Raw genomic sequence first — 12,054 nt, forward strand, 5'->3', positions numbered from 1 at the left:
CCGTTGGCTCTGACATCAAGGGGCGCCAACGCTCCTTGATGTCGAACGCCAAAACGAATTGGCTCTCAGGCTCTACGCAATGGCGGCCAGGATCAGGCGAGCGCCCCGCGCTCGCGCAACATCGCCAGCACCGCATTCAAGTCCGGCAGCACCGCTGCGCACCTTGCGCGGCTCTCCTCCGTCGGTGGCGCCATGTCCGGCACCATCAGCGTGATGGCGCCGGCGGCGTGGGCCGCGGCGACGCCGTGGTTGGAATCTTCCACGGCGACGCAGTCTTGCGGCGCGACGCCGAGATGGGCCGCCGCCTTCAGGTAAAGTTCCGGGTCCGGCTTGCCATGCGTGACATCGTCGATCGTGAACAGCATGTCGAAACGTTTGCGGATGCCGGCGAGCGTGAGATGGCTTTCGGCGGTGCGGCGCGCCGACGACGTCACGATCGCCATCGGGCGATCCGCGGCGGCGAGGCCGTCGAGCAGATCCAGCGTTCCCGGCTTCAGCGGCAGGCCGGCGCGGAACATCCGATCGCGGTTGGTCGCATAGGCCTGGCTGACGTCCGCGAGCGGAAAGTCCGCGCCGTAATGCTTGCGCAGCATGGCTTCGCAGACCGGGCCGGGCAGGCCGACCATGGCGTGACAGATGGCGGCGGCATCGTCGCCGAAGCCGAAGCCGGTCAGCGCCGCGACCAGGCTGTCGAAGTAAACCTTTTCGGTGTCGAGCAGGGTGCCGTCCATGTCCAGCAGGACGGCGTCGACATTCCAGAGTGCTGTCACGTCACGCTCACAGTTTTCTGTTGGTCGGCGAGCGCGCGCAGACAGGCCGGGCACAGGCAGTCGCTGCCGTCGCTCGGCATCGGCACACGAAAATCCTCTTCCGCACACCAGCAGCCGCCTTGGGGATCGCAGCCGAACTCCGTGCCGCAATTTACGCAGGCGAGGCGCCGCGCCGAGGAACTTCCTGTCCGATTTGTCATCAAAGCGGTTGAACTCGCTGGCGGATTTTAATCCCGGGTTCATCGCGAACCCGGATATGATGTCTGGTGACTCATAATACTCGGGATTGCCTTGGTAAGGAAATCCCTGGGAACGGAAGCCTCATGGCCCGCGATTCGCAAGCCGCCCTTGTTGCCCTCAATCGTTTCGGGTTCGGCGCGCGCGGCGGCGCGTCCGGCGATTTCGTCAATGCCGCTGCCGATCCGCGCGGCTTTGTGAAGGCCGAGTTGACGCGGCCGACCGGCGCGCTGCTCGAAGTGCCCGGTCTGCTGTCGACGGCGGCGCTCGGCAAGCAGGTGTTCGACTATCAGTTCGAGATCCAGCAGGCGCGTGCGGCGGCGAAAGCGTCGCAACCGGCGACGACCGAAACGCCGGCGCAGCCGCAGCAGCGGCGCAATCTCTCGCTCTCCACCATCGCCAAGGAGATCACGGCCAGGGATCAGCCGACGCAGGCCGCGGACAATGCCAATGCCGCGATGACGCCGGCACAGATGCAGCCGCAAATCAATCCGGTGGCTGGTCCGCCAAAGCCGCCGCCGCAACCGCTCAACATCATCCAGAAGACGTTTCGCGCCGAGGCCTTGGCGCGGCTGCAGCGCGGCGTGGTCGCCGATTGCGGCTTCGTCGAACGGCTCGTCGTGTTCTGGTCCAACCACTTCTGCATCTCCGCCAACAAGGGCGCGCTGGCGCGGATGTGGGCGGGCTCGTTCGAGCGCGAGGCGATCCGGCCTCACGTGCTCGGCCGCTTCGCCGACATGCTGAAGGCGGTCGAGCAGCATCCGGCGATGCTGTTCTTCCTCGACAATCAGCAATCGCTCGGTCCGGATTCGCGCGCCGGCATCAACCGCAACCGCGGCCTCAACGAGAATCTGGCGCGCGAGATCATGGAACTGCATACGCTCGGCGTCGGCGGCGGCTATTCGCAGGACGACGTGACCTCGCTGGCGCGCATTATCACGGGTTGGACCTATGCCGGCCGGCAGGGCCAGCTCGGCATACCAGGCACCTTCGTGTTCAACGCCAATGCACATCAGCCCGGCGCGCAGCGCGTGCTGGGCAAAGTCTATGAGGCGAACGGCGTCGCGCAGGGCGAGGCGGTCCTGGCTGACATCGCGCGGCATCCGTCGACCGCGAAATTCATCGCCAGCAAATTTGCCCGCCATTTCGTCGCCGACGAGCCGCCGCCCGGGCTGGTCGCGAAGCTGCAGGATGTCTTCGCGAAGACGGATGGCGACCTGAAGGCGCTCGCAACCGCGCTGGTCGATTCCGACGAGGCCTGGAAGGCGCCGCTGACGAAAATGCGTTCGCCTTACGAATTCCTGGTCGCCTCCGGCCGGCTGCTGGCGCGCAATCCCGAGGATCCCGGCCGTTATCTCAACGGGCTCAACGTGCTCGGCCAGCCGCTGTGGTCGCCGTCCGGGCCGAACGGATTCCCCGACACCAATGCGGCGTGGGCCGCGCCTGAAGGTCTCAAGCTCAGGCTCGATATCGCGGCGCAGTTTGCCTCGACGCTCGCCGACCGGATCGATCCGCGCGATTTGCTGGAATTGATGGCGGCGGATGCGGCCTCGCCGGAGACGCGCCGCACCATCGAGCGTGCGGAGTCGCGGCAGCAGGCGCTGGCGCTGTTGCTGATGTCGCCGGAATTCCAGAGGAGATGACGATGGAATGCTGTGAGAGCGGGATGATGCAGGCGACGTCGCGGCGTGCGCTGCTGCTCGGCGGCGCCTCCTTTGCCGCCTGGGCTTATTTGCCGAAGTTCGCGCGCGCTGCCGATGGCCGCGATCCCAGGCTCGTCGTCGTGATCCTGCGTGGTGCGCTGGATGGTCTCGCCACCGTCGCGCCGATCGGCGATCCCGACTATGCCGGTTTGCACGGCTCGATCGCGCTGCGCGGCGATGGGCCGAATGCGGCGCCGATGCTCGACTCGTTCTTCGGCCTGCATCCGGCGATGCCGGAATTCGCGCGGATGTATCGCGCCAAACAGGCCGCGGTCGTTCATGCCGTCGCGACGTCGTACCGCGACCGCTCGCATTTCGATGGCCAGGATGTGCTCGAAAGCGGCTTTCCGGGGCCGGGCCGGGTGCAATCCGGCTGGCTGAACCGCGCGCTGGAAGCCTTGCCGAAGGGCGATCGCGTGATGAGCGCGCTCGCGGTCGGGCCGACCACGCCGCTGGTGCTGCGCGGTGCCGCGCCGACCGTCGGCTGGGCGCCGGTCGCGCTGCCGCAGGCGGCCGATGACACCGCGATGCGCCTGATCGAACTCTACCAGCACCGCGATCCGGCGCTCGCGAGCGCGCTGACGCAGGGCTTGCAGCTGGAGAAGGCCGCGCAGGGCGACGACATGAAGCCGAAGCCGGGCACCAATGGCGCCGGCGCTATGCGGCTGGTGGCGCGCGGCGCCGCAAAGCTGATGGCGGCCGATGACGGCCCGCGGATCGGTGCGCTCGCCTTCGACGGCTGGGACACCCACGCCAATGAAGGCGGCCCGGTCGGCCGGCTTGCGCAACTGCTCGGCGGTCTCGACGGCGCGCTGGCGGAATTCGAGACCGGCCTCGGGCCACGCTGGCGCGACACCGTGATCGTGGTCGCCACCGAATTCGGCCGCACCGCGCGCATCAACGGCACCGACGGCACCGACCACGGCACCGGCACCATCGCATTGCTCGCCGGCGGCGCGGTGAAAGGCGGCCGCGTCATCTCGGACTGGCCGGGCCTCAAGCCAGCCAACCTCTACCAGGCCCGCGACCTCGCCCCGACCACCGACCTGCGCGCGGTGATGAAGGGCGTGCTGCACGACCAGTTCGGGTTGGCCGAGCGGGTGCTGGGAGAGACGGTGTTTCCCGATAGCGCGCCGGTGAAGCCGATGAAGGGGTTGTTTACTTAACCTCTCCCCGCTCTTCTGCGGGGAGAGGTCGGATCGCATCATAGATGCGATCCGGGTGAGGGGCATGGCAATGCGCGGCCGCAGGGAAAAGCCTATCCGACTCGCGAGAAAGCTTCGCGTCCATCAAACGGATGCGGAAACTGTGTTGTGGAATCGCATCCGCAATCGCCAAATCGGGCCATAAGTTTGCGCGCCAGGTGCCGATCGGAAATTACATTTGTGATTTCGTCTGCCGCGAGAAACAGATGGTGATTGAAGTCGACGGCGGACAGCATGCCGAGTCAGCCGCCGATGCCATCCGTGATCGCTATCTGGTCGACGAGGGATACCGCGTGCTTCGCTTCTGGAACAATGATGTGTTGGGCAACATCGAAGGGGTGTTGCTTACAATTCAGGCTGAACTTGGCGGATAGAGCCCCTCACCCCACCCTCTCCCCGTGAAGAACGGGGAGAGGGAGTGAGAGAGCCGGCTCGCCTCACAGCGTCAGCCCTTCGTGATCTTGTCGATCTCCGCCATCTCCTCCGCGGAAAGCTTCCAGTTGATCGCCTTCACGTTCTGCTCGACCTGCTCGACACGCGTGGCACCGGCGATCACGCTCGACACTTGCGGGCGTGCGGCGAGCCAGGAGAAGGCGAGCTCCAGCATGGTGTGGCCGCGCTCTCTTGCGAAGGCCTGCAGCTTCTCGACGATGTCCTCGTTACGCGGCGTGACGTAACGGTCCTTCAGCGCAGGCGCCTTCGCAAAGCGCGTGTCGGCGGGAGCTGCAGCGCCGCGCTGGTATTTGCCGGTCAGAAGTCCGCTGGCGAGCGGGAAGAACGGCAGCAGGCCGAGATTGTATTCCTTGGCGGCCGGCAGCAGGTCCTTCTCGATGTCGCGGACCACCAGGCTGTATTCGTCCTGGCAGGAGACGAATCGGCTGACATTCATCGCGCGCGCGACGTATTCGGCTTCCGCGATGCGCCAGGCCGGGAAGTTGGAATTGCCGAGGTAGCGGACCTTGCCCTGGCGCACGAGATCGTCGAGCGCGCGCAAGGTCTCGTCGATCGGCGTCAAGGAATCGTAATCGTGCTGCTGGTAGAGATCGATGTAATCGGTCTTCAGCCGCGTCAGGCTCGCTTCGACCGCGCTCATGATGTAGCGGCGCGAGGCGCCCTGCTTGGTGCCGTCGGTCGCCATCGGCTTGGAGTATTTCGTCGCCAGCACGATGTCCTTGCGGCGGTCGCCGAGCACTTCGCCGAGCACCGTCTCCGAGCCGCCCATGCCGGCATAGATGTCGGCGGTGTCGAACAGGGTGATGCCGAGGTCGATCGCCTTGTGGATCACCTTGCGCGAGGTTTCCAGATCGGTGCGCTGGCCGAAATTGTTGCAGCCGATGCCGACGGCAGACACGCGCAGGCCGGAGCCACCGAGATTACGGATTTCCATGAGACACCTGTGGGAAGAGCGAGGGCGCGCATTGTGGCGCGCGAGGCTTTGCCCGGCAAGGTGCCGACCTACCGCGCGCGACGCATGGCCCTGTCACAAAAAAGAGGTGCAGCAGGAAGGGAGATGCCAGAAAAAAAGCGGTCCCGGTCAGACGCGGCGACTGACAGGGACCGCTCGGGGCGCCAGATCTGAGACGGGGGGCCTGATCTTACGCAGGGCACAGGCTAGCTGCGCTTTGTAACGGGGCGGTGACATCCGGAAATTGTCCACAGGCGGTCAGAATATCCTGCGGTAGACCACAAACCCCGACTTCTCCGCGACCTTGTCGTAGAGCTGCATTGCGGTGTGGTTGGTCTCGTGCGTCTGCCAGTAGACCCGCGGCGATCCAGCGAGTTTTGCCTGCGCATAGACGCCGTTGATCAATGCGCGGCCGACGCCCTTGCCGCGCGCCTCCGCGCTGGTGAAGAGATCCTGCAGATAGCAGCTCGGCTCGATTGCGGTGGTCGAGCGGTGGAAGAGGTAATGCGTCAGGCCGAGCAGCTTGCCGTCCTGGTCGGCGACCAGCGCGTGCACGGGCTCGTAGGCATCGAAGAAGCGCTGCCATGTCATCGCCGTGATCGCAGGCGCGAGCGCGGTCGCACCGGAGCGGCCGTAGAAGGCGTTGTAGCCGTCCCACAGCGGCAGCCACTGCGCATAGTCATCGCGGGTGACGGAGCGGATGGTGACATCGCCGGGCATGGTGATTCCTTCGATCGGAATGAGACGTTGCCCATTCCTATCGTCGCGATGACGCGGGATCAATTGTGGTGCGTGTCACTCCGCGGCGGGCAGATGCCGCACGAAGTTTCGGTCCGCGCCGCCGCGCAGCGAGCGGAAGTAATCGGCCCTGGCGGGATCGTCGGTGTGGCGGACGAGGTCGGTCACCGGCGTATAGCTCAGCATGCGCCCGCCGTCCGGCAGCGCGGTGCAGGAGAAGCGCAGCACCTGGCCGTCGGCGAGGTTGATGTTGATCGGGGTGGAATCGCCGGCGCGCATCATCGCGGTGCGCTCGGCGATGAAGGCCGAGAGCTCCTCCTCGGGCAACTCATAGGCGCCGGTGTCGCGGCCGTGATACATCAGCGCGATGAAGGGCGGCTTGGAATCGGCCTGCGCATCCGAGAGCGCGAAGGTGTCGCGGAAGGCGCGGTTGATGAATTCGGCGCGGGTGTCGGAATCCAGCAGCACGATGCCGATGTCGACCTGGTCGAGCGCGGAGGCCAGCCGCGCCGCGGTCGCGTGATTTTCCTGCTCGGCGGCGAAGGCCTCGATCCATTTTCGCCGCAGCAGCCCGGTGATCCCGGCGGTGCCGGCCGCGGTCGCCGCCAGCATCAGCATCCGCGCGATGTCGGAGGTGTCGTAACCGGGCACGGCGCGGTGGTCGAGGAAGAACAGCGCCGAGGAGACCACGGCGATCACGGCGCAGATCAGGCCGGAGGCGACGCCGCTGATCGAGCTTGCAAGTGCTACGATGCAGACGAACAGCGGCGCGGGATTGGGCACAGGGACGACGAAGCGGTCGATCACGAACGCCGCCAGCGCGGTGAACGCCGTCAGAGCTGGACCTGAAATTGCACGCCAGTCGAACCGCATCTTCGTTCTCGTTTTGCTTCCTCCCACCCATTAAGGCCGCAGTCTGACGACTGGATTGCAACGCTGCCGAGATTTGTGCGAGATGCGTTAAAGCCGCCTTTCACGGCCAGGCCAAGCTTTCGTGATCTTCACATCAAATGATATTCAAAGGTCGCCGGAACCTGGTTCCGTCCTTGCGCATTAGGCGCGGGACCGTTTCCAAGAGGATGTCGATGCCCACCTTTATTTCCCCTTCGCTGCTGCCAGTTCTGATGCTGTTCGCCTCCAACGTGTTCATGACGTTTGCCTGGTACGGGCATCTCAAGTTCAAGGACCATTCGCTGCCGCTGGTGATCCTGATCAGCTGGGGCATCGCCTTCTTCGAATACTGGCTGGCGGTGCCGGCCAATCGCTGGGGCAGCGCGGTCTATTCGGCGGCGCAGCTCAAGACCATGCAGGAGGTGATCACGCTGGTCGTGTTCGCCGCCTTCTCGGTGCTATATCTGAAGGAGCCGCTCGGCTGGAATCACGCGCTCGGCTTCGCCTTCATCGCCGCCGGCGCGTTCCTGATCTTCCACAAGTTCGGCTAAAGCGCGATGAGATTAGGTTGAATCGTCATCGCGCTTTAGCTCTTTGTTTGAGCATGATCTCCGCGCAAACGCCTTCGGCGTTTGTCGCGAGGGAAAACCGCTTCACACTTTTCCGGATCATGCTCTAGGCGCGACCGGGATCAGGCGCGCGTGATCGCCTGGTAGTGCGCGAGCAGGCTCTTGCCGGAATCGTAGATGATGTTGGCGATGCGGTAGTCGTCGTCCTGGTTGATCACATGCACCAGCAGCCGGTGCTGCTCGCCGCGATGCTTGATCCTGACTGCGATGGTCGCGGGACCGGTGTCCTCGCCGCTCGCGAGCGTGACCTTGCCGATCGTGACCTCGGTGCCGGGCAGCACGCCATAGCCGAACAGGGCGTTGAGGATCGGTCCGTCCGGCAGGGTCGTCGGGGTTTGCCTGCGTGCCGTCATCAGGCGGCGCAGGCCGCTCGAGAAGGTCGCGTTGAAATCCTCCTCGGACATCGGCGTCTTCTCGGCCTGTAGCCGCGCCTGCTTCTGGTAGAGCGCCTCAACGAATTCGCGGGCGGTCTGGGTGCCGCATTCGGCGCGGCCGGGGCGTGCGGAGCCGAGCAGCGCGGCGGCGCCTGACAGGGCGAACAGGAAATGACGACGGTTCATGGTTTGGCGTGCCGGTTCGAAGGGATGACCAAGGCTTGGTCGCTCGCCGCCGCCCACGCGTTCATGAAAGGGCTATTTGCCGGGCACCACGATTGGTGGCGTCGCGCGGCTCTCGCCATGCGAGCCGCTCGCGATCAGCAGCGCTGCCGCAAGCAGGATCGCGAACGTCAGTCCCACGGTCACTAGTCCGACAGGTGTCTTGATCATCTCTACGCCGCGATGCCGCGCATCGCGCCTTGTCGCCCAAAGGTGCTAACCGAAAAGACCAAAATTACATCGGGACCGGCATCGCCATGGAGGCTTTGACGGTAAACACTGTGACGGTGACGACGAGGCAAATCGACAGCGCGCCGAGCGCGAGCGATGCGGCGATCGCGTTGGTCAACCGGGACGACGCGACGGGGGCAGTAAGGCCCTGGAAGCCGGCGGAGCCGGGCAACCGTGTCATGGTCTAAATCCTTCAAGGCGCGAGCGAATCACCCGCGCGGTCGAGGGAAAAATTTGCAACCGGGATCGGCAATATTGCGGCGGCAATCGCCTGGAATGTGGCGAAAACAGGGCAAAATGAAATGTTTTGCCCGCTATTTGAGCGGTTTGCCCGTTGTCCCCGCTGTTCAGGCCCCGGCGACGACGCTCGGCGCGTCCTCGACTTCGCCGCCCGGCTGCCAGTCCATGGCGACAAATCCGGGGGTCTGCTCGACCCGTTTCAGCCAGGCCCGGATCGCCGGGAAGGTGGCGAGGTCGAAGTCGCAGCGGTCGGCGACGTGGGTGTAGCCGTACAGGGCAATGTCGGCGACGGTGAGCTGGCCCGCGGCAAAGAAGGCGTGGTTCTTGAGGTGATTTTCCATCACCTGCAGCGCCGCGTAGCCGCGCTCCATCCAGTCCTCCAGGGCGTGGGTCTGCAGGTCGCGGCCGCCTTTGACCAGCGACAGCCAGAAATAGGCGGCGCCGAGATTGGGCTCCAGCGCGTGCTGCTCGAAGAACATCCACTGCAGCGCCTCGGCGCGCTCAATCCGCGACTCCGGCGCCAGCGGCGTGCCGACCGCGACGTACCACAGGATGGCGTTGGATTCGGCGAGGTAGCGGCCGTCGCCGACCTCGAGCAGCGGCACCTGGCCGCTCGGATTCTTGGCGAGGAAATCCGGGGTGCGGCTCTCGCCGCGCAGGATGTCGACCTCGATCGCTTCGTACGGCGTGTTGAGCACGGCCAGCGCCAGGCGGACCTTGTAGCTGTTGCCGGAGCGCTGCATCGAATAGAGCTTGTACATTGCGTCGGATTTCACTGCGTCGGTTTTGGTTGATCAGGAATATGGCGCGACATTTGCGCGCGCGGCCTGTCACACCGCAACGCGGATAAACAATGATGCCGACGCGACTGCGTCGCAAGGGCTGCACGCTGGAAAAAGTCGAAACGTCTACCGCACTGCACGCGTGCAGAACGATTCTATCGGCACGTCAGAACAACTCGGATCACGCTTGCGCGACTCGCTTTCGATTTAATGATTGAGACCATCGACGCCATCGGTTGTGTCGGCACGACGCAACGCGCTCAAGGCGCGTGTTCACGTTTGGCCGTCGGTCACTGCGGAGGTCGACGGGCGCGGCGTGAGGTCGCGTGCCGCCTGGCAAATTGTCCTCGGAGCAATTGCCGTTTTCACGCTGTGCCGCGGGCCTCTCCCGACGCTCGCGTCGCGCATGAAAGACCTTGCCGGATATGAGCCATTTCAGGCCGGAACTTGCGGAATGTTGCGCGGCTCGCGCGCGATGACGCGAAAGTTTGGCGCATTTCCGCCAAGCTTCTTGCGATGCAGCGTGGAGAGGCCTAGGGTGCCTCGATCCCATTCAAATCAGGTCGTGGATTTCTGTGTTCACGACACTTGCCAAAAGAACTTGCCAGGAGATGACGATGCCCTTCCTGTCCGCTGCGCTCGACCGTGTGAAGCCGTCCGCGACCATCGCGGTCACGGACAAGGCACGTGCGCTCAAAGCCGCGGGCCGCAACGTCATCGGCCTCGGCTCCGGCGAGCCCGACTTCGACACGCCCGCCAACATCAAGCTCGCCGCGATCCATGCGATCGAGGCCGGCAAGACCAAGTACACCGCGGTCGACGGCATCCCGGAGCTGAAGGAAGCCATCATCGGCAAGTTCTCACGCGAGAACGGCCTGACCTACAAGCCGAACCAGATCATCGTCGGCACCGGCGGCAAGCAGGTGCTCTACAACGCGCTGATGGCGACCATCAATCCGGGCGACGAGGTGATCATTCCCGCGCCTTACTGGGTCAGCTATCCCGAGATGGTGGCGCTGGCCGGCGGCGAACCGGTGCCGGTGGTGTGCCCGGCCTCGAGCGGCTTCAAGCTGCGCGCGGAAGATCTGGAGAAGGCGATCACGCCGAAGACCAAGTGGGTGATCCTGTGCTCGCCGTCGAACCCGACCGGCGCGGCCTATTCGAAGAGCGAGCTGAAGGCGATCACCGACGTGCTGGTCAAGCATCCGAACGTCTGGGTGATGACCGACGACATGTACGAGCACCTGGTCTATGACGACTTCGTGTTCACGACACCGGCGCAGATCGAGCCGTCGCTGTACGACCGCACGCTGACCGTGAACGGCGTCTCCAAGGCCTATTGCATGACCGGCTGGCGCATCGGCTATGCCGGCGGCCCGGCGCAGCTGATCAAGGCGATGGCGACGATCCAGTCGCAGTCGACCTCGAACCCCTCGTCGATCGCGCAGTGGGCGGCGGTGGAAGCACTGAACGGTCCGCAGGAGTTCATCCCCGCCAACAACAAGGTGTTCAAGGAGCGCCGCGATCTCGTGGTGTCGATGCTCAACCAGGCGAGCGGCATCGAGTGCCCGCGCCCCGAGGGCGCGTTCTATGTCTATCCGTCCTGCGCCGGCACCATCGGCAAGACCGCGCCGTCCGGCAAGGTGATCGAGAACGACGAGGTGTTCGTCACCGAGCTTCTCGAATCCGAAGGCGTTGCGGTGGTACAGGGCTCGGCGTTCGGCCTCGGTCCGGCATTCCGCATCTCCTACGCAACCAAGACCAGCGATCTCGAAGACGCCTGCAAGCGCATCCAGCGCTTCTGCGGCAATCTGCGTTAAGAACGCTTCCAATCGTCTTGCACGATGTCTCCGCCTCGCACCTCGTGCGGGGCGGAATTGTTTCGCGATGTACAAACGCGTCACAAAAAGGGCGTGTCAAGTCACATCCCGATCAGGTCGTGCGTGTCACACGCGGGAAGTTTTCACGGCTTCTTGACGAGCCGCCATGTTTTGGACACGGCGCTTCCATTCTGTCCGCCGCGCAATTCCAGTTCAACTTGCGGAGACAGATCAATGCGACTTACGACACTCACCCTCGCCACGCTCGCGCTGCTGGCGCCGATCGCCACTGCCAACGCGATGCCGCCGGTTCGCGCCGGCGTCCTGCAGTGCCAGGGCGGACAGAATGTCGGCTTCGTCGTCGGCTCGGTCACCCAGCTTGAATGCGTGTTCCAGAGCGAAGGCCGCCGGCCCGAGCCCTATATCGCGACCGTGCGCCGCGTCGGCCTCGATCTCGGCGTGACCGCGCAGACCCAGCTCGCCTGGGCCGTCAATGCGCCGAACACGCGCTTCGGCCGCGGCGAACTCGCCGGCAGCTATGGCGGCGTCGGCGCCAACGCCTCCGTCGGCATCGGCGGCGGCGGCAACTTCCTGGTCGGCGGTCCGCAGAATGCCTATGCGCTGCAGCCGCTCAGCGTCCAGGGCCAGACCGGCCTCAACGTCGCCGCCGGCGTCGCCGCGCTCGACCTCGAGCCGGTGCGCATCGGCGGCCCGCGCCGTCACTACCACCACCACCGCCGTCATCATCACTAAGCGTTTCGAACGAACGCGTGATGCGTGAATTGAAGAGGCCCGCGCAAGCGGGCC

14 protein-coding genes are annotated in these 12,054 nt (G+C 64.9%); 6 read left to right on the forward strand and 8 right to left on the reverse strand.

Annotation, left to right across the window (positions count from 1 at the left end; genetic code table 11):
- Positions 1-92: 92 nt before the first annotated feature.
- Positions 93-770, reverse strand: coding sequence for an HAD family hydrolase (locus JQ604_RS18580; RefSeq protein WP_212359280.1), 678 nt, complete (start codon positions 768-770; stop codon positions 93-95).
- A 323-nt stretch (positions 771-1,093) separates the two neighbouring features.
- Between JQ604_RS18580 and JQ604_RS18585 the strand changes: the two genes are divergently transcribed.
- The 3 genes from JQ604_RS18585 (at position 1,094) to JQ604_RS18595 (ending at position 4,289) form a co-directional block, all read left to right on the forward strand.
- Complete coding sequence (locus JQ604_RS18585) at positions 1,094-2,650, forward strand: DUF1800 domain-containing protein (protein ID WP_212359283.1); 1,557 nt, start codon at positions 1,094-1,096, stop codon at positions 2,648-2,650.
- A 23-nt stretch (positions 2,651-2,673) separates the two neighbouring features.
- The gene (locus JQ604_RS18590) at positions 2,674-3,876 is read left to right on the forward strand and encodes a DUF1501 domain-containing protein (protein WP_433996260.1); all 1,203 of its coding nucleotides are present in this window, start codon (positions 2,674-2,676) and stop codon (positions 3,874-3,876) included.
- Positions 3,877-4,007: 131 nt separating this feature from the next.
- On the forward strand, positions 4,008-4,289 hold the full coding sequence (locus JQ604_RS18595; RefSeq protein WP_349631115.1) for an endonuclease domain-containing protein: 282 nt from the start codon (positions 4,008-4,010) through the stop codon (positions 4,287-4,289).
- Positions 4,290-4,360: 71 nt separating this feature from the next.
- Here JQ604_RS18595 and JQ604_RS18600 read toward each other — a convergent pair whose 3' ends face one another.
- The 3 genes from JQ604_RS18600 to JQ604_RS18610 form a co-directional block, all read right to left on the reverse strand.
- Positions 4,361-5,302 (reverse strand): aldo/keto reductase, encoded by a 942-nt coding sequence (locus tag JQ604_RS18600; RefSeq protein ID WP_212359287.1) that lies wholly within the window; start codon positions 5,300-5,302, stop codon positions 4,361-4,363.
- 276 nt (positions 5,303-5,578) lie between these two features.
- Positions 5,579-6,040: a GNAT family N-acetyltransferase gene (locus tag JQ604_RS18605; RefSeq protein WP_212359290.1), complete on the reverse strand. Its 462-nt coding sequence runs from the start codon at positions 6,038-6,040 to the stop codon at positions 5,579-5,581.
- A 75-nt stretch (positions 6,041-6,115) separates the two neighbouring features.
- Positions 6,116-6,931 (reverse strand): PAS-domain containing protein, encoded by an 816-nt coding sequence (locus tag JQ604_RS18610; RefSeq protein WP_212359292.1) that lies wholly within the window; start codon positions 6,929-6,931, stop codon positions 6,116-6,118.
- Positions 6,932-7,143: 212 nt separating this feature from the next.
- Between JQ604_RS18610 and JQ604_RS18615 the strand changes: the two genes are divergently transcribed.
- The gene (locus JQ604_RS18615) at positions 7,144-7,500 is read left to right on the forward strand and encodes a DMT family protein (protein WP_212359294.1); all 357 of its coding nucleotides are present in this window, start codon (positions 7,144-7,146) and stop codon (positions 7,498-7,500) included.
- 140 nt (positions 7,501-7,640) lie between these two features.
- Here JQ604_RS18615 and JQ604_RS18620 read toward each other — a convergent pair whose 3' ends face one another.
- The 4 genes from JQ604_RS18620 to JQ604_RS18630 all read right to left on the reverse strand — a co-directional run bounded on the left by JQ604_RS18620 (position 7,641) and on the right by JQ604_RS18630 (position 9,406).
- A complete protein-coding gene (locus JQ604_RS18620) occupies positions 7,641-8,138 on the reverse strand; it encodes a hypothetical protein (RefSeq protein ID WP_212359296.1) in 498 nt (165 codons plus the stop codon).
- A 72-nt stretch (positions 8,139-8,210) separates the two neighbouring features.
- A complete protein-coding gene (locus JQ604_RS41885; protein WP_283818007.1) occupies positions 8,211-8,345 on the reverse strand; it encodes a hypothetical protein in 135 nt (44 codons plus the stop codon).
- 64 nt (positions 8,346-8,409) lie between these two features.
- Positions 8,410-8,586, reverse strand: a complete 177-nt coding sequence (locus JQ604_RS18625) for a hypothetical protein (protein ID WP_212359298.1) — start codon at positions 8,584-8,586, stop codon at positions 8,410-8,412.
- Between the two features lie 166 nt (positions 8,587-8,752).
- Positions 8,753-9,406, reverse strand: coding sequence for a glutathione S-transferase family protein (locus JQ604_RS18630; RefSeq protein WP_212359300.1), 654 nt, complete (start codon positions 9,404-9,406; stop codon positions 8,753-8,755).
- Positions 9,407-10,044: 638 nt separating this feature from the next.
- Here JQ604_RS18630 and JQ604_RS18635 point away from each other — a divergent pair.
- Positions 10,045-11,247 carry a pyridoxal phosphate-dependent aminotransferase gene (locus JQ604_RS18635; RefSeq protein ID WP_212359302.1) on the forward strand — a complete coding sequence of 401 codons (1,203 nt, stop codon included), beginning with the start codon at positions 10,045-10,047 and terminating at the stop codon, positions 11,245-11,247.
- Positions 11,248-11,481: 234 nt separating this feature from the next.
- The gene (locus tag JQ604_RS18640; RefSeq protein WP_212359304.1) at positions 11,482-12,000 is read left to right on the forward strand and encodes a DUF992 domain-containing protein; all 519 of its coding nucleotides are present in this window, start codon (positions 11,482-11,484) and stop codon (positions 11,998-12,000) included.
- Positions 12,001-12,054: the final 54 nt, after the last annotated feature.

The organism is Bradyrhizobium jicamae (assembly GCF_018130695.1).
GTDB lineage: Bacteria > Pseudomonadota > Alphaproteobacteria > Rhizobiales > Xanthobacteraceae > Bradyrhizobium > Bradyrhizobium jicamae_B.